The organism is Pantoea brenneri, from assembly GCF_038594305.1.
GTDB classification, from domain to species: domain Bacteria; phylum Pseudomonadota; class Gammaproteobacteria; order Enterobacterales; family Enterobacteriaceae; genus Pantoea; species Pantoea brenneri.
Window position 1 is genome coordinate 14272 of sequence record NZ_JBCGBG010000009.1, and the last position, 17212, is coordinate 31483.

14 protein-coding genes are annotated in these 17212 nt (G+C 56.7%); 6 read left to right on the forward strand and 8 right to left on the reverse strand.

Annotated elements, in window-relative coordinates:
• The first annotated feature begins 355 nt into the window (after positions 1-355).
• The 5 genes from typA to fabY all read left to right on the forward strand — a co-directional run bounded on the left by typA (position 356) and on the right by fabY (position 5302).
• Positions 356-2179, forward strand: coding sequence for a ribosome-dependent GTPase TypA (gene typA, locus AABB92_RS21340; protein WP_046289508.1), 1824 nt, complete (start codon positions 356-358; stop codon positions 2177-2179).
• Positions 2180-2391: 212 nt separating this feature from the next.
• Positions 2392-2988 (forward strand): glucose-1-phosphatase, encoded by a 597-nt coding sequence (gene yihX, locus AABB92_RS21345; RefSeq protein ID WP_031375170.1) that lies wholly within the window; start codon positions 2392-2394, stop codon positions 2986-2988.
• Between the two features lie 3 nt (positions 2989-2991).
• On the forward strand, positions 2992-3861 hold the full coding sequence (locus tag AABB92_RS21350) for a virulence factor BrkB family protein (RefSeq protein ID WP_031375169.1): 870 nt from the start codon (positions 2992-2994) through the stop codon (positions 3859-3861).
• A complete protein-coding gene (gene dtd / locus AABB92_RS21355; protein WP_031375168.1) occupies positions 3858-4295 on the forward strand; it encodes a D-aminoacyl-tRNA deacylase in 438 nt (145 codons plus the stop codon). Before AABB92_RS21350 ends, dtd begins: the two co-directional genes overlap by 4 nt.
• A gap of 59 nt (positions 4296-4354) precedes the next feature.
• Complete coding sequence (fabY, locus tag AABB92_RS21360; protein ID WP_046289509.1) at positions 4355-5302, forward strand: fatty acid biosynthesis protein FabY; 948 nt, start codon at positions 4355-4357, stop codon at positions 5300-5302.
• 32 nt (positions 5303-5334) lie between these two features.
• Here fabY and AABB92_RS21365 read toward each other — a convergent pair whose 3' ends face one another.
• The 7 genes from AABB92_RS21365 to gmk all read right to left on the reverse strand — a co-directional run bounded on the left by AABB92_RS21365 (position 5335) and on the right by gmk (position 14455).
• Entirely contained in the window at positions 5335-7014 is a 1680-nt protein-coding gene (locus AABB92_RS21365; protein ID WP_031375166.1) for an AsmA family protein, read from the reverse strand.
• Positions 7015-7132: 118 nt separating this feature from the next.
• The gene (locus AABB92_RS21370; RefSeq protein WP_046289510.1) at positions 7133-8506 is read right to left on the reverse strand and encodes a nucleobase:cation symporter-2 family protein; all 1374 of its coding nucleotides are present in this window, start codon (positions 8504-8506) and stop codon (positions 7133-7135) included.
• Positions 8507-8595: 89 nt separating this feature from the next.
• The gene (gene recG, locus AABB92_RS21375) at positions 8596-10674 is read right to left on the reverse strand and encodes an ATP-dependent DNA helicase RecG (RefSeq protein ID WP_031375165.1); all 2079 of its coding nucleotides are present in this window, start codon (positions 10672-10674) and stop codon (positions 8596-8598) included.
• Positions 10671-11372, reverse strand: coding sequence for a tRNA (guanosine(18)-2'-O)-methyltransferase TrmH (gene trmH, locus AABB92_RS21380; protein ID WP_031375164.1), 702 nt, complete (start codon positions 11370-11372; stop codon positions 10671-10673). The genes recG and trmH overlap by 4 nt, the downstream gene beginning before the upstream one ends.
• Before the next feature lie 3 nt (positions 11373-11375).
• On the reverse strand, positions 11376-13481 hold the full coding sequence (gene spoT, locus AABB92_RS21385; RefSeq protein ID WP_031375163.1) for a bifunctional GTP diphosphokinase/guanosine-3',5'-bis pyrophosphate 3'-pyrophosphohydrolase: 2106 nt from the start codon (positions 13479-13481) through the stop codon (positions 11376-11378).
• Positions 13482-13501: 20 nt separating this feature from the next.
• Complete coding sequence (rpoZ, locus tag AABB92_RS21390) at positions 13502-13777, reverse strand: DNA-directed RNA polymerase subunit omega (RefSeq protein ID WP_003851346.1); 276 nt, start codon at positions 13775-13777, stop codon at positions 13502-13504.
• 54 nt (positions 13778-13831) lie between these two features.
• Positions 13832-14455, reverse strand: coding sequence for a guanylate kinase (gmk, locus tag AABB92_RS21395; RefSeq protein WP_031375162.1), 624 nt, complete (start codon positions 14453-14455; stop codon positions 13832-13834).
• Positions 14456-14695: 240 nt separating this feature from the next.
• On the opposite strand from gmk, the gene ligB reads away from it, so the two are divergent.
• Positions 14696-16441 carry an NAD-dependent DNA ligase LigB gene (gene ligB / locus AABB92_RS21400; RefSeq protein ID WP_031375161.1) on the forward strand — a complete coding sequence of 582 codons (1746 nt, stop codon included), beginning with the start codon at positions 14696-14698 and terminating at the stop codon, positions 16439-16441.
• On the opposite strand, the gene AABB92_RS21405 is transcribed toward ligB, so the two are convergent.
• Positions 16379-16996 carry a trimeric intracellular cation channel family protein gene (locus AABB92_RS21405; RefSeq protein ID WP_031375160.1) on the reverse strand — a complete coding sequence of 206 codons (618 nt, stop codon included), beginning with the start codon at positions 16994-16996 and terminating at the stop codon, positions 16379-16381. The genes ligB and AABB92_RS21405 overlap by 63 nt on opposite strands.
• Positions 16997-17212: the final 216 nt, after the last annotated feature.

Consider the following 17212-nt stretch of genomic DNA (forward strand, 5'->3'; position numbering starts at 1 on the left):
CCTGACCTGGCTATTCCGGCACGCTCTTCAACCGTCGTCTGACTGGCGTTTGCGCTTAAAAGAGATAAAGCGAATTCTGTGCCAACTTTCTCCGTGTCGGTTAAATCGCCCTGTGGTGCACCTTTTTGTCCTCCGGTCGCTGCACCACGATAGTCTCAGTGCACTATTATGGTGCTTTTGGTCGATCGTTAAGCACTAAAGTGGTGCAACAGCCCAACTTAGTGCATTTTCTGCACCGGGAACAGTGCGAATTTGCGGCAATGCAATAAACTTTCAGTGAAAAGTGTGATCGTGTTCAGTCTTCCGCTTAATCCGTGTACAATAGCGCGCTATTTCTAATGCCTGAGGCAAAGCTGTGATCGAAAATTTGCGTAACATCGCCATCATCGCGCACGTTGACCATGGAAAGACCACCCTGGTTGACAAACTGCTGCAACAATCCGGTACTTTTGATGCCCGTACCGAAGCAACCGAGCGCGTGATGGACTCCAATGATTTGGAGAAAGAGCGTGGGATTACCATCCTCGCAAAAAACACCGCCATTAAGTGGAATGACTACCGTATCAACATCGTTGATACCCCAGGACACGCCGACTTCGGTGGTGAAGTTGAGCGCGTCATGTCCATGGTGGACTCGGTGCTGCTGGTTGTAGATGCGATGGATGGCCCTATGCCGCAAACTCGCTTCGTGACCAAAAAAGCGTTCGCGCATGGTCTGAAGCCGATTGTGGTTATCAATAAAGTTGACCGTCCTGGCGCGCGTCCGGATTGGGTTGTTGATCAGGTATTCGACCTGTTCGTTAACCTCGACGCGACCGACGAGCAGCTCGACTTCCCTATCATTTTCGCCTCGGCGCTGAATGGTATTGCAGGTCTGGAGCACACCGATATGGCGGACGATATGACTCCGCTGTATCAGGCGATTGTTGACCACGTTTCTCCACCACAGGTTGAAGCTGAAGCGCCACTGCAGATGCAAATCTCGCAGCTGGACTACAACAACTACCTGGGTGTTATCGGTATCGGCCGCATCAAGCGCGGTAAAGTGAAGCCTAACCAGCAAGTCACCATTATCGATAGCGAAGGTAAAACCCGTAACGGTAAAGTCGGTAAAGTGCTGACTCACCTGGGTCTGGAGCGTATCGACAGCGACCTGGCTGAAGCGGGCGACATCATCGCCATCACCGGTCTGGGCGAGCTGAATATCTCTGACACCATTTGCGATCCACAAAATGTTCAGGCGCTGCCAGCGCTGAGCGTGGATGAGCCAACGGTAACCATGTTCTTTAACGTCAACACCTCACCGTTCTGCGGTAAAGAAGGTAAGTACGTGACTTCACGTCAGATCCTTGAGCGTCTGAACAAAGAACTGGTACACAACGTGGCGCTGCGTGTTGAAGAAACCGAAGATGCTGACGCGTTCCGCGTATCAGGTCGTGGTGAGCTGCACCTGTCTGTTCTGATCGAAAACATGCGTCGTGAAGGTTTCGAACTGGCGGTATCCCGTCCGAAAGTTATCTTCCGCGAAATCGATGGCCGTAAACAAGAGCCATTCGAGAACGTAACGCTGGATATCGAAGAGAACAACCAGGGTTCAGTCATGCAAGCCATGGGTGAGCGTAAGGGCGATCTGAAAAACATGGATCCGGATGGCAAAGGCCGCGTACGTCTCGACTACGTGATCCCAAGCCGTGGCCTGATCGGCTTCCGTAACGAATTCATGACCATGACCTCAGGTACCGGTCTGCTGTACTCCACCTTTAGCCACTACGACGATATTCGTCCGGGCGAAGTGGGCCAGCGTCAGAACGGCGTACTGATCTCTAACGGTCAGGGTAAAGCCGTTGCGTTCGCGCTGTTCGGCCTGCAGGACCGCGGTAAGCTGTTCCTGGGTCACGGTGCAGAAGTGTATGAAGGCCAGATCATCGGTATTCACAGCCGTTCTAACGACCTGACAGTCAACTGTCTGACCGGTAAGAAGCTGACCAACATGCGTGCTTCTGGTACGGATGAAGCGACTACTCTGGTGCCGCCAATCAAGATGACGCTGGAGCAGGCGATCGAGTTCATCGATGATGACGAACTGGTAGAAGTTACGCCACAGTCCGTGCGTATCCGTAAACGTCACCTGACTGAAAACGACCGTAAACGTGCTTCACGTGGTCCTAAAGACGCATAATCTGCGCCTTTAATTGATGAAAAGCCCCGTTATCGGGGCTTTTTTTTTGCCTGCTATTCCTGTCTGTTGCCACCAGGCCAGCGATAAGTGGTGTTGCCTGACAGGCGCATCACGCGCCGGTCAGCGTTTGCGTTTTTCTCTCTGAGGTTAGCTGTTCAGCCTGCACTTTTGCCGCTAGAGTGAATACTCCAGGGAACCGAAGGAGGCGCACCATGTTGTACATTTTTGATTTGGGCAATGTGATCATTGATATCGATTTTAACCGCGTGTTAGGTGTCTGGAGTGACCTTAGCCGCGTGCCGCTGGCGTCACTGCAAAGTCATTTCGAGATGGATGAGGCCTTTGAACAGCATGAACGGGGTGAAATCAGCGATGAGGATTTCGCGTTAGCGCTGTGTGAAAAGCTGGAGATAGCCCTGAGCTACGAGCAGTTCACCGCCGGCTGGCAGGCGGTGTTTGTCGACGTGCGGCCTGAAACGCTGGCGCTGATGAACCGGTTGCGGCTGGAGGGGCATCGGGTAGTGATCCTCTCCAATACCAACAAGCTGCATTGCGCCTTCTGGCCGACTCAGTACCCGGACGTGCAGCACGCGGCCGATGCGCTCTATCTGTCGCAGGAGCTGGGAATGCGTAAGCCCGAAGCGCGGATCTATCAGCACGTGCTGGAAGCGGAAGGCGTCAGCGCCGACCAGGCGGTATTCTTTGACGATAACCAGCAGAATATTGACGCGGCGCGGGCGCTGGGGATTAAAAGCGTGCTGGTTACTGACAGCAAAACGGTGCCTGACTGGTTCGCAGGTCAGCCTTAACCCATGACGTCACGTAAATTTCGTCCCGGGCTACATGCGTTCTGGCTGTGGCTCAAACTGCTGTGGAAACGGGTTGATGAGGATGGCATGACGACCCAGGCCGGGAATCTGGCCTTCGTCTCATTACTGGCGCTGGTGCCGCTGATTGCGGTGGTCTTCGCCCTGTTTGCGGCGTTTCCGGTGTTCTCCGATATCAGCGTGCAGTTAAAGCACTTCATCTTTACTAACCTGATGCCGGCTGCGGGTAACACGCTGCAGCGCTACCTTGAGCAGTTTGTGGCCAACGTCAATCGGATGACGGCGGTCGGCGCAGTCGGCCTGATCGTCACGGCGCTGCTGCTGATGCATTCGGTCGATACTGCACTCAATACCATCTGGCGCAGCGATAAGAAGCGGCCGATGGTCTACTCTTTTGCGGTTTACTGGATGATCCTGACGCTCGGTCCGCTGCTGGCGGGCGCCAGCCTGGCCATCAGTTCCTATCTGCTGTCACTGCGCTGGATAAACGCCACCGGCGTGACCAGCCTGGTCGATCAGGTACTGCGCATCTTCCCGTTACTGCTCTCCTGGTTCGCCTTCTGGCTGCTCTACAGTATCGTTCCTACCCAACGGGTGCCGCCGCGCGATGCGTTGATTGGCGCGCTGGTGGCGGGCGCGCTGTTTGAGCTGGGTAAAAAGGCTTTCGCGCTCTATGTTACTATGTTCCCCTCTTATCAGCTGATCTACGGCGTACTGGCCGTGATCCCGATTCTGTTCCTCTGGGTCTACTGGACCTGGTGTATTGTGTTGTTAGGTGCGGAAATTACTGTCGCATTAGCCGACTATCGTCAGTTAAAACAACAGCACAGAGAAAAAGAACGCGAGGAAACATGATTGCATTGATTCAACGCGTGCAGCGCGCCAGCGTCAGCGTCGATCACGTGGTGACAGGTGAAATCGGTGCCGGATTACTGGTGTTACTGGGCGTGGAAAAAGGCGATGACGCACAGCGTGCGGAACGTCTCGCAGAACGCGTACTGGGTTATCGCATCTTCAGTGATGAGCAGGGCAAAATGAACCTGAGCGTCAAACAGGCAGGCGGCAGCGTGCTGGTGGTTTCGCAGTTTACCCTGGCGGCGGATACGCAAAAGGGGATGCGTCCCTCGTTTTCCGGCGGCGCGGAACCGGCGGAAGCTGAACGCCTGTATGAGTATTTCAGCGACTGCTGTCGTCGGCAGGGCATCACCACTGAAAATGGCCGCTTTGCTGCGGATATGCAGGTCGCGCTGGTGAATGATGGTCCTGTAACGTTTTGGTTGCAGGTGTGAGATCGTCAGCCGAGCGGCAAGGGATGAGCCACGCAAGCTCCGAACGAGAGAAACATTTTATGTATCATCTTCGCGTGCCCCAGACGGCGGAAGAGCTGGATATCTATTACCAGTTCCGCTGGGAAATGTTACGAAAACCGCTGCGCCAGCCGCAGGGTTCCGAGCGGGATGCCTGGGATGCCTTAGCCCATCATCAGATGGTGGTGGATGAACAGGGGCAGCCGGTCGCGGTAGGACGTCTGTATATCAATGCCGACAATGAAGCGGCGATTCGCTTTATGGCGGTCCATCCCTCGGTACAGGGCAAAGGTCTGGGTACGCTGGTGGCGATGACGCTGGAGTCGGTGGCGCGTCAGGAAGGGGCTAAGCGCGTTACCTGTAGCGCGCGTGAAGACGCCGTCGCCTTTTTCGCCAAGCTGGGCTACGTCAACCAGGGTGAGATCACCGCTCCACAGACCACGCCGGTACGCCATTTTCTGATGATCAAGCCGGTGGTGACGCTGGACGATATTCTACATCGCGCCGACTGGTGCGGTCAGCTGCAGCAGGCCTGGTATGCGCATATCCCGCTAAGCGAAAAAATGGGGGTGCGCATTCTGCAGTATACCGGCCAGAAATTTATTACCACCATGCCGGAAGCGGGCAACCAGAATCCGCATCAGACGCTGTTCGCGGGCAGCCTGTTCTCTCTGGCGACGCTCACCGGTTGGGGATTAATCTGGCTGTTGCTGCGTGAACGTCATCTTGGTGGCACCATCATTCTGGCGGATGCGCATATTCGTTACAGCCAGCCGATCAGCGGTCGTCCGGGCGCCATCGCCGATCTCGGCTCGTTAAGCGGCGATCTCGATCGTCTGGCGCGAGGCCGTAAAGCGCGTGTGCAGCTTGAAGTGGAGCTGTTCGGGGATGAAGAGCGCGGGGCGGTGTTTGAAGGGGTTTACATCGTGCTGCCGGCCGATCCTGACGGACCGCTGGAAGAGGGCGGTTCCGGCGCGCGGATTAACTGATGAACAGGGCCGGTAAAACCGGCCCTGTTTTGTTATCGCACCTGACCAGCCTGCAGGGTCTGCTGTAACTGCTGGCTGTCGGTGGTCACCGACAAACTGCCATTGGTGGTCGGCCGCAGCGGCTGACCGGCTTTTAACGCGGCATTCAGCTGCAACTGCAGGTTGCTGTCACCGGTTAACGGCAGCGCCGGCCATCCCCAGTTCTGCAACACATTCACCGGCACGGCACGGCCCGTCAGCTGTAACGCCAGCGGACGATCGGGTTGCTGGCCAACCGTCGCATGCCCTTCCAGCAATCCTTTATCGCTGAAAGCACTTAGCTCAGTCACCTGAATCTGCTGCGGGTCAGCACTCAGCGTAATCGAAGGATGACGCAGATCGGTGCGATTAAAGGTCGATTCCGCCGCATTCAGGCTCAGTTTACCAGACCAGATGCCCCACTGATGCTGACGAGCCAGCAACAGGTTCTCGCCGCTGCCATCCAGCGACGTCAGCTGGAAAGGAAACGCCGGGTTGATATCGATAATCAGATTACGGTTTGAGGTGAAACGCGTCACCAGCACGCTGTCGAGCCAGTCAGGCAGGGGTGCCTGCCAGCGATCGCGCCAGTCCTGCGGCAGGGTATACTCCAGCCCGGCGACGGCAAGGGTCTTCAGCGTCAGGCGTTTATCGGCGCGCGACCAGTCACCCTCTGCCCGGATCACACCGTTGACCCAGCGTGAACTGAACTGTGTCAGCGCAATACCCTGCGGAGAAAAGTCCAGATTGACGATCGGATCGTTAAGCTCCAGCCCGCCGTTAATAAAGTTGCTGGCATTCAGCGCCAGCGAACCGTCATTGCTCTGCCAGTCATTGCCCTGCCAGTTAAGATTGCGCAGGGTCAGATCAAGATCGGTCACCGCCCAGTCAGGCCCCTGCAGACGCGCATCGGTAACATCCAGCCGGGTAATCGCAATCGACGGTACCGCGTCTGCATTACGCAGAAACTCTTTCAGGCTGCTGGCGGTCTGCAGTCGAATATCATTCAGCCGCAGCTGGTTAATTTTCCAGTTGCCCTGCGCGTCACGCTCGCCGTTGCCGGTCATCGAGCCTCGCGCCAGGTCGGCACCGACATTGTTGAACACCATCCGGCCCTGCGAGACGCTTCCCTGAATCAGCACATTTTCGCCGGGCACCTTATTCAGCGTCATGCTGCCTGCACTCATCTGGAAGCGGGCATCACGGCCCAGCATATCGCTGGCGGTGGGTTTCCACGGCAGAATACCGCCGTTCACCTGCCGCGCGAACAGCGGCAGCGCACTGTTGGGGCTGTCGATACGCATGTTGTTGAGTTGCAGGCGCTGAGCCTGAATCGGCAACGCGCTTGTGGGCGTCAGGTTGGCCAGATTAACTTCGCCGTCACGCAGTTCGATGCTGCTGAAGTGCAGCGGATCGCTGAACTGCACCAGTGCCAGGCCCAGATCAACGCGTTTTGCCACCAGAACCGCAGGCTGACCATCGTGACCAAAGCTGAAGTCATCCAGAATGACGTGAGAGGGTGAGGAGAAGTTGTGCTCAATTTTACTCAGGGAGAGATGCCACTCCGTTTTGTCGCTCACCCATCGGCTAAACCAGCCTGCACCCCACTGTGTTTGCAGCAGCACATAGATCACCACCAGGATGAACAGCAGCAGCAAAAGTAAGGTGAGGAAAAACTTTCCAAGAAATTTCATAGCATCCTTCCCGAGTTAAATCCGGTGAGAGGTTGTTATGCCTGAATTACCGTTACAGCTCAACAGCCTGGATGTAAATCCGACTAAATAGCAGACGGGCCGAAGCCCGTCGTGAGCCTTACTTCTCTTGCGGAAAAATCAGGTTAAGCACGATAGCGGTAATCCCACCCGCCGCAATGCCGGAAGAGAGCAGGGTTTTCAACCACTCAGGCGCAAATTGCAGGATCAGCGGCTGCTGCGATACGCCCAGTCCTACCGCCAGCGACAGCGCGATAATCATAATTGCGCGACGGTTGAGCGGCTCGCGTGACACGATGCGCACGCCGGAGGCGGCGATGGTACCAAACATCACAATGGTGGCACCGCCCAGCACCGGCTCAGGAATATGCTGCACCAGTCCACTGACCGCCGGGAACAGGCCCAGCACAATCAGCATCAGCGCCACCACAAAGCCGACGTAGCGGCTGGCGACGCCGGTTAACTGGATGACGCCGTTGTTCTGGCCGAAGCAGGAGTTGGGGAAGGTGTTGAACAGCGCTGACACGCAGGAATTAAGGCCGTTAGCCAGCACGCCGCCCTTCAGACGCTTCATGTAGAGCGGACCGCTCACCGGCTGCTCGGAGACATCCGACGTCGCGGTGATGTCGCCAATGGTCTCCAGCGAGGTCACCATAAACACCAGCATCAGCGGAATCAGCAGGTTCCAGTCGAAGCCCAGCCCGTAATAGAGCGGCGTCGGCACCGCAATCAGCGGTTGATCGGCTGGCGTGCTGGCGGCGGGCAACATATTCAGCGCCCAGGCCAGCAAATAGCCGACCGCCATCGCGATTACCAGTGAGGCGACGCGCAGATAGGGATTTTTCTGGCGATTCAGCAGCACGATCACCAGCAGCACCGCACCTGCCAGCAGCAGATTTTTCGGGGCACCAAAACTGTGGTCGGCGATGGCGCCAAAGCCGCCGCCAATCGACGTCAGTCCGACCTGAATCAGCGACAGACCAATAATCATCACCACGATCCCGGAGACCAGCGGCGTAATAATCCGGCGCGCCAGATGCAGAACGCGTGACAGCACCATCTCAGTACAGGAGGCGACCATCAGCGTGCCAAACAGCGCTGCCATCATGGCAGGCACATCAGCACCGCCATTTTTCAGCGCCATCCCGCCCATAATCAGCGGCGTGACGAAGTTAAAGCTGGTGCCCTGAATCGATAACAGGCCTGAACCCACTGGTCCCCAGGTTTTGATTTGCAGCAGCGACGCCACGCCCGACGCGAACAGCGACATGCTGATGATGTGCTGGGTATCCTGGGCAGGCAAGCCCAGAGCCTGACAAATCAGCAGGGCAGGAGTGATCACGGCAACAAACATGGCTAACAGATGCTGACCGGCGGCGAACAGCGTTTGCGGCAGCGGTGGGCGATCTTCAAGACGATAGATCAGTTCACTGTGATGGGTAGAGGGTTGATCTGGCTGCGGATTGGTGGACATCTTCTACTGTTCCCGAAAAATAGTGTGGCGATTGTAATCATCCGCTGGCTAAAAGCAATCGTTTGCCCGGCGAGGATAAAAAACGCCGATCAGACGTTGGTGTAACGGGTGTTCTCCGGCAGCCAGCGTTCAATCAGGGCGCTGGCCTGTTCCGGATAGTGCTGGTGGATATGTCGCGCCACGCGCTGGACTTCAGGCACCATCGCCTGGTCACGCAGTAAATCCGCCACTTTGAACTCGGCGTTGCCGGTCTGGCGGGTGCCCAGCAGCTCGCCAGGCCCGCGAATCTCCAGGTCAAACTGCGCAATCACGAAGCCGTCATTGCTGTCACGTAACACCTGCAATCGCTTCTGGGCGGTTTTGCTCAGCGGGGCTTTATAGAGCAACACGCAATGCGAGGCAACCGCGCCACGGCCGACCCGTCCACGCAGCTGATGCAGCTGCGCCAGGCCTAACCGCTCCGGGTTCTCGATAATCATCAGGCTGGCATTGGGCACGTCTACGCCCACTTCGATCACCGTGGTCGCGACCAGCAGTTGCAGCTGATTGGCTTTAAACGCCTGCATCACCGCCTGCTTTTCAGCCGGTTTCATCCGGCCGTGTACCAGACCGATATTGAGGTCGGGCAGTGCGGTTTTGAGGGCTTCCCAGCTGGCTTCCGCCGCCTGCGCCTCCAGCAGGTCCGACTCTTCAATCAGCGTACAGACCCAGTACGCCTGACGGCCTTCGCGACAGGCATGCTCGACCCGCGCAATGATCTCATCGCGGCGGGTATCGGGAATGGCGACCGTGGTAACCGGTGTGCGTCCCGGCGGCAGCTCATCAATCGTCGAGGTATCGAGATCGGCATAGGCGGTCATCGCCAGGGTGCGGGGGATCGGTGTTGCCGTCATGATCAACTGATGCGGATGGAAGCCCTGTTCCTCGCCCTTTTCCCACAGCGCCAGGCGTTGATGGACGCCAAAACGGTGCTGCTCGTCGATAATCACCAGCGCCAGACCGTTAAATTGCACCTGCTCCTGGAACAGCGCATGGGTGCCGACCACCATGGCAACCTGTCCGCTGGCAATGGCATCCTGCTGAGCCTGACGTGCTTTTCCTTTCTGTTTTCCAGCCAGCCAGCCGACTTCAATCCCCAGCGGCGCAAACCACTGGCGGAAGTTGCTGGCGTGCTGTTCAGCCAGCAGTTCAGTCGGGGCCATCAGGGCGACCTGTTTACCGTGCGCAATCACGTTCAGCGCTGATAATGCCGCCACCAGCGTTTTACCGGAGCCGACATCGCCCTGCACCAGCCGCATCATCGGGAAGTCATTGGCCAGGTCATGCTCGATCTCTGCCACCACCCGCTTTTGCGCGCCGGTGGGCGAGAACGGCAGCGCGGCCAGCAAGCGATCGCTCAGGTCATGGCGCGCCGGCATCGGCAAGGCGTAATAGCGCTGCGCACCGGCGCGTACCGCCAGCATGCTGAGGTTATGCGCCAGCAGCTCTTCCAGAATCAGACGCCGCTGTGCCGGATGGCGACCGCTCTCCAGTTCGCTCAGTTTGAGATCGGGGGGCGGACGATGCAGCGTGCGTAGCGCATCGGGCAGGCTGATTAAGCCGCCGCTCAGCTCCTGAGGCAGCAGCTCGGCAATCGGGCAACTCTCCAGCAGCGTCAGCGCCTGATCGGTGAGATTACGCAGCGTAGCCTGTCGGATGCCTTCAGTGGTGGGGTAGACCGGCGTCAGCGTCTCCTCCAGCGCCACATTGCTGTGTTCGCCCTGGATACGGTACTCAGGATGGATAATCTCGGCACCGCGCTGGCCGCGTTTGATCTCACCGTAGGCGGTAACGCGACGTCCCGGTGCCAGGCTGTTTTTCATGCCGGCATTGAAGTTAAAGAAGCGCAGAGTCAGCACGCCGCTGCCATCGCTGATCTGACACACCATCATCCGGCGGCGGCCAAAAGTAATGTCGGAATGTAGCACTTCGCCTTCTACCGTGGCCCAGATACCGGGCAGCAGATCATCAATGGCGTAGAGTTGGGTACGATCTTCGTAACGCAGCGGGAGGTGAAGCAGCAGATCCTGAATGGTGTGCAGGCCAATTTTGGCCAGCTTTGCTGCCTGGCTGGCACCGACGCCGGTCAGGGTACTGAGCGGAATGGCATCCAGCAGGCGGCCTTTCATCTTTTACTTTTACCGGTTGATTGCATAGTGGCCCACCAGCTGGCGTCAGCCTCAATGTCACCTTCGGCGTTGATGCGCGGATAAGGCAAGCCTTTCTGCCGGGCGACGCGCGCCAGCACCGGAAAACCGCCTTCGAACAGCAGACGCTGCTGCTCATCCTCATCCAGCAGGCTGTAATCACGCTGGTAAAGGCCGGCGTTCTGCCGTTGGCGCTGGGCTTCATACAGGATCAGGGCGGAGGCCACCGAGACGTTCAGCGACTGCACCATACCGACCATCGGAATAATAATCTGCTGATCGGCCAGCGCCAGGGCTTCATCGGTAATGCCGGTTTTTTCCTGACCCATCAGGATGCAGGTGGGGCGGGTATAATCAATCTCGCGGAAGTCGACGGCGTCGGCTGACAGATGCGTGGCTAAAACCTGCATCTTCTGCTGTTTAAGCTGTGCTACGGCGTCGCCAATCGTGCGATGCGTCACCACCTTTACCCAGCTGTTGCTGCCGGCAGAGGCGGACGCCTGGGTGCGCATCCGCTGGCTCGGCCAGACCGCATGCACTTCATGAATACCCACCGCATCGGCGGTGCGGATCACTGCGGAGACGTTATGTGGTTTATGCACCTGCTCCATGCAGACCGTGAGATCGTGCTGGCGCAGCGCCAGCATCGCCTGAATTCGGGCAAAACGTTGATCGTTCATGCACTAATTACGGTTACGGTGAACTTTGATCACATCCGGCATCACGCGAATTTTACGCATGATATTGGCCAGATGGACGCGATCGCGGGCGGTCAGACGAATAAAGGCGCTGTAAACCCGGCCATCGCGCTCTTCGGTGTTCAGGCTCTGAATGTTAGAACCGGCAGTGTTAATCGCCGCCGTCAGGTTGGCCAGTGCGCCCTGATGGTTAAACATATCGACCTTAATTTCGGCCACAAACTCCTGCTCAGTCACTTTGTCCCATTCAACCGGCATGAATTTTTCCGGCTCTTTCTGGTAACCGCGAATGTTTCGACAGGATTCGTGGTGCACCACCAGGCCCTTGCCGGGACTGACGTGCGCAACAATCGGATCGCCGGGAATCGGTCGGCAGCATTTGGCGAAGGTGATCAGCACGCCATCAGCGCCTTTGATCGGCAGCTTGCCGCGTTTGCTGTTGCTGATCGCTTTGCTGTCAGCCTGCAGCAGATTTTTCGCCACCACCACGCTCATCGCATTGCCAAGACCAATCTCCGCCAGCAGATCATCCAGCGAGGTCAGCTTCATGCGATCCAGCTCCTGCCTGATATTCTCAGGTGGGATTTCCGCCAGTTTACGACTACCGCCCAGCGCATGGCTCAGCAGGCGACGGCCCAGATTGACCGAGTCTTCGCGTTTGAGGTTTTTCAGTAACTGACGGATTTTGGCGCGGGCTTTGGAGCTGACGACAAAGTTAAGCCAGGCGGCGTTAGGTCGGGCGCCCGGTGCGGTGATGATCTCAATCGTCTGGCCGCTGGCCAGTGACTGCGACAGCGGATAAGGCTGGCGATCGACACGAGCGCCAACGCAGGCATGGCCAATATCCGTGTGCACCGCATAGGCGAAATCCACCGGCGTGGCGCCTGTCGGCAGCTCAACGATGCGGCCTTCAGGCGTGAAGACGTAGATCTCATCAGGGAAGAGATCGGACTTCACGCTTTCAATAAATTCAAACGAACTGCCGGCGCTCTGTTGCAACTCCAGCAGGCTTTGCAGCCAGCGCTGAGCACGAATCTGTGCCGTGGTGCCACTTTCGCCCGCCTGTTTGTAAGCCCAGTGCGCAGCGACCCCCATTTCCGCCATCTGATCCATATCCTCGGTGCGAATCTGCACTTCAACCGGCACACCATGTGGACCGATCATTGAGGTATGGAGCGATTGATAGCCGTTCGCTTTGGGGATGGCGATGTAATCTTTGACCCGGCCCGGACGCGGCTTATATAAGCTGTGCATCTGGCCCAGAACGCGATAGCAGGTATCCAGATCTTTCACGATAACGCGAAAGGCATAGATATCCATGATCGAGTGAAAACGCTGCTCTTTCAGCGTCATTTTGCGGTAGATCGAGTAAAGATGCTTTTCACGACCGCTGACGCGGCAGGGAATGCCCGCTTCCTGCAGACGGCCATCGATCTCAGAAAGAATCTTCTGGATCATCTCTTTACGGTTACCGCGTGCCGCCTTCACCACCTCTTTGATCACCCGATAACGGTTCGGATAAAGAGCTTCGAAACCGAGTTCTTCGAGTTCTGTTTTGAGGTGATGAATACCCAGACGATGCGCCAGAGGACTGTAAATTTCCAGCGTTTCCAGCGCGATACGGCGACGTTTATCCGGGCGTAATGCGCCGAGGGTGCGCATATTGTGAGTGCGGTCAGCCAGCTTGATGAGAATGACGCGGATATCCTGCACCATCGCCATAATCATCTTGCGGAAGTTCTCTGCCTGAGCCTCTTTCTTGTCGCGAAATTTCAGCTTATCCAGCTTAGAAACACCTTCGACCAGCTCCGCGACGCTCTTACCGAAGAGTTGTTCCATATCCTGGTAAGTGGCGGGCGTATCTTCGATTACGTCATGCAGCAGCGCGGCCATCAATGTTTCATGGTCGAGCTTCATTTCCGCCAGAATACAGGCCACGGCAACCGGATGGGTGATATAAGGCTCACCGCTGGAGCGTGTCTGTCCCTCGTGGGCATCACGTGCGACAAGGTAAGCTTGCTGGAGGCGCTTGATATGCTCCTCTGGCAAGTATTTTTCAATCAGTTGATTGAGGCTTTCAAACAGATACAAGGGTGACCTGCAGGTGGCTGTTAACGACGACCTTCAGCGATAGCGGTAACGGCCTGTAATTCAGCGGCTTCCTGCTCTTGCTGTTCCTGACGATCACGCACATCTAAAATCTGATTGGTGACCAAACCTTCTTCGATTTCGCGCAGGGCGATAACGGTAGGTTTATCGTTCTCTTCGGGAACCAGCGGATCTTTGCCGCCTACCTGCATCTGACGTGCACGACGTGCAGCGACCAACACCAGGTCAAAACGATTACCAACTTTTTCTACTGCGTCCTGAACGGTTACGCGTGCCATAGGTGTGCTACTCCACAGATGAAGAAATGACTGGGCATCATACTGAAACTGAATTCAGACTGCCAACAGTTTGCTGATTAAAGCATCATGACGCGCCTTCTGACGCGCCATACGCAGACGTTCTGCGCGAATAATGGTTTTCAGATCGGACAGCGCCAGATCAAAATCATCATTCACAATTAAATAATCATATTCGGCATAGTGACTCATTTCCGCCACGGCCTGTGCCATGCGGCGGGTGATCACCTCTTCGCTATCCTGGCCACGGCCGCGCAGACGGCGATCGAGCTCTTCTTTCGAAGGCGGCAGGACAAAAATACTCCGGGCGCTGGGCATTTTGGCGCGAATCTGCTGCGCACCCTGCCAGTCGATGTCGAGAAATACGTCAACACCGGTCGAAAGGACCTGCTCAATAGCCTGGCGTGAGGTGCCGTAATAATTGTCGAAAACTTTAGCATGTTCGAGGAAAGCGTCTTCCGCAATCATTTTCTCAAATTCATGTTTTTCAACAAAAAAATAGTGTTCGCCATGGGTTTCACCCGGCCGCATGCCGCGGGTGGTGTGCGAAACAGACACCTGCGTATCATACAACGGCTGGGTCTTTAACAGAGCCTGAATCAGGCTGGATTTACCTGCGCCGCTGGGAGCAGAAACAATATAGAGCGTGCCTTGAGCCATGGTTTTCTTGAATTGATTAAAAGCGGAGTCGATTTCCTGCACAGTATACACAGCTTCCCGGCGCCACGCAGCGTTTGCGCAGCGGCAACGGCTAAACTTTTGCGCGTTGCTGCGCAAATCAGTGTCGACTGAACGTAATGAGTGACGGATTACGCGGCGATCTGTTCCGGATTGGATCACTGTCTCTGGCTGACGCTTACGTCTCTGTGTTGAATGACGCAAAACGTCAGGAGACACATTATGAAAGGATTTGGCGGATTGCTGGTTGTCCTATTCTTTGCGGTGATGCCCGCTTACAGCGCGATGTGTCCCGCCTGGACGCCGGCGCGTGCAGCGACTGAAATCGGCCAGCTGCAGCAGCAACTTCAGCACTGGGATCAGGCTTATTATGGGCAGGGCCTTAGTGCGGTCAGCGATACGGATTACGATAATCTGCAGTCGCGCCTCAACCAGTGGCTGCACTGCTTCCGCTCTCCCCAGGCAGGTTACGCGGCGCAGCTGCCTGATAACGGTGAGCATCTGCATCCTGTAGCCCATACGGGGGTAAAAAAGCTGCCTGACAAACTGGCGGTGGCCTACTGGATGCAGGATCGCCACGATTTGTGGGTCCAGCCCAAAGTGGATGGGCTGGCGGTTTCACTGGTCTATCGCGATGGCCGTCTGGTTTCACTGTTGAGTCGTGGCGATGGGTTGCGCGGTGAGGAGTGGCTGAATAAAGCCGCCCTGATTCCTGCCATTCCCCAACGAATAAACAGCGATCGCGCGGAGATTGTATTGCAGGGAGAACTGTTCCTGACGATGACCGATCACCATCAGGCGGAGGACGGCGGTAAAAACGCTCGCTCAAAGGTCGCCGGAGCCATGATGAGTAAACAGCCTGTTCCGCTGTTATCGCGCCTGAATATTTTTATCTGGGCATGGCCGGACGGCCCGGCGCAGATGCGCGATCGGCTGGCACAGCTGAGTCAGTGGGGACTGGGCATGGCCGCGCAGTGGAGTCAGCCGGTCAGGGATGAAGAACAGGTCGCGAGCTGGCGTGAGCGCTGGTTTCATGACGGGCTGCCGTTTGTCACGGACGGCGTGGTGATTCATCAGACGTCACGGCCTGCCGGCAAAAACTGGCGACCCGGAGAGGGAGAATGGGCGGTTGCCTGGAAATACCAGCCGCCTGAGATCGCTACCGAAGTGCTATCGGTCGATTTTCCGATTGGCCGCACCGGGAAAATCGCGGTGGTACTGAATCTGCAGCCCGTTCAGCTGGATGATAAAACGGTCAGGCGGGTGAATATTGGCTCGCTGCGTCGCTGGCGGGAAAGCGACGTTATTCCAGGCGATCAGGTGATTGTGAGCCTGGCCGGCCAGGGGGTACCCCGGCTGGATCGCGTTATCTGGCGGGTAGTGGAGCGTCAGTACCCGCAGCCACCCGACGAAACGCGTTATTCCCCGCTGAGCTGTTATCGCTTTAGCGCCGCCTGTCAGAAGCAGATGCTGGCGAAACTGCATTGGCTGAGTCGAAAGTCGGTGCTGAATATTGCGGATGTGCAGCGCAATACCTGGCTGAAGTTGCTGGAAAGCGGCAGCATGCCGCATCTGTTTTCCTGGCTCACCTTAACGCCTGAACAGATCGCTATGGCGGCAGGCATCTCTTCCGTGCGTGCCGGACAACTCTGGCACCGTTTCAATCTGACCCGCCAGCAACCGCTGCGACGCTGGATTAGCGCACTGGGCGTTTCACTGCCCCGCAAAGCCGCGGATGCGCTGCCCGATCAATACTGGGACGACCTGATACAACGGGATGCGGCGGCATGGCAAACTTTACCGGGCGTCGGCGCTGCGCTGGCTCAGCGCCTTGTCGACCAGTTTCACCATGCTGGGCTGCAATCACTGATCGCCTTTTTGCAGCAGCAGGGCATTCCTGCCGCCTCAGTGTTCCGGGTGGGGATAGTTGAAAATCGGCAGGCCGAGGCGGAAACGCAGCGCCAGTAAACGGGCAAAAAAACCGAACAGCAGCGTAATGATGATCACCGCTTCGTGCGCCAGCGTGGTTTTCAGCAGCAGGATGTACATCCAGCCTGAAACGAAGGCGATACCCGCATACAGCTCTTTCTGAAACACCAGGGGAATGCGGTTGCAGAACATATCGCGCAGAACGCCGCCGAATACGCCGGTAATTACGGCGCTGATGGCGGCAATAATCATTGCATGACCGGAATCCAGCGCAACCTGAGCGCCAATAATAGAGAAAACCACCAGGCCAAGCGCATCCAGTACCAGGAACACTTTGCGCAGATGCGTCATTAACGGCGCAGTAAAGGTAGTGATCACCGCAGCAGCGGCAACAATCATGATGTATTCGGGATGTTTAACCCAGCCCAGCGGATAGTGACCGAGCAGAATATCGCGAACTGAACCGCCGCCAATCGCGGTGACTGAGGCGATGATGATGACGCCGAACAGATCCATCTTACGGCGGCCAGCAGCCAGCGCACCGGTCATGGCCTCGGCGGTGATGCCGATGATGTAAAGAACAGTCAGTAACATAGCAGGCTCCAGTTAGACGGCGGCTAGGCTAAGGTATAGCGTAATAAACGGCGACTGAGATTTTATGGTGTCAGGCGGTTGGGATTAGCTCAGTTTATGGCTGAGTCATTTAAAATCAGACATATCAGCTAAGCGGCTGGAGGCGTGTCCCGTTATGGATAAGAAAAATTCATCAGCCGTAATCCACCGAGCGAGGTGTTATCTCTGCGGTTCACT

Bases quoted from the DNA above. Each gene is read 5' to 3' on its own strand.
- yihX (WP_031375170.1), top strand. From the start codon at position 2,392: ATGTTGTACATTTTTGATTTGGGCAATGTGATCATTGATATCGATTTT.
- AABB92_RS21350 (WP_031375169.1), top strand. From the start codon at position 2,992: ATGACGTCACGTAAATTTCGTCCCGGGCTACATGCGTTCTGGCTGTGG.
- dtd (WP_031375168.1), top strand. From the start codon at position 3,858: ATGATTGCATTGATTCAACGCGTGCAGCGCGCCAGCGTCAGCGTCGAT.
- fabY (WP_046289509.1), top strand. From the start codon at position 4,355: ATGTATCATCTTCGCGTGCCCCAGACGGCGGAAGAGCTGGATATCTAT.
- AABB92_RS21365 (WP_031375166.1), bottom strand. From the start codon at position 7,014: ATGAAATTTCTTGGAAAGTTTTTCCTCACCTTACTTTTGCTGCTGCTG.
- AABB92_RS21370 (WP_046289510.1), bottom strand. From the start codon at position 8,506: ATGTCCACCAATCCGCAGCCAGATCAACCCTCTACCCATCACAGTGAA.
- recG (WP_031375165.1), bottom strand. From the start codon at position 10,674: ATGAAAGGCCGCCTGCTGGATGCCATTCCGCTCAGTACCCTGACCGGC.
- trmH (WP_031375164.1), bottom strand. From the start codon at position 11,372: ATGAACGATCAACGTTTTGCCCGAATTCAGGCGATGCTGGCGCTGCGC.
- rpoZ (WP_003851346.1), bottom strand. From the start codon at position 13,777: ATGGCACGCGTAACCGTTCAGGACGCAGTAGAAAAAGTTGGTAATCGT.
- gmk (WP_031375162.1), bottom strand. From the start codon at position 14,455: ATGGCTCAAGGCACGCTCTATATTGTTTCTGCTCCCAGCGGCGCAGGT.
- ligB (WP_031375161.1), top strand. From the start codon at position 14,696: ATGAAAGGATTTGGCGGATTGCTGGTTGTCCTATTCTTTGCGGTGATG.
- AABB92_RS21405 (WP_031375160.1), bottom strand. From the start codon at position 16,996: ATGTTACTGACTGTTCTTTACATCATCGGCATCACCGCCGAGGCCATG.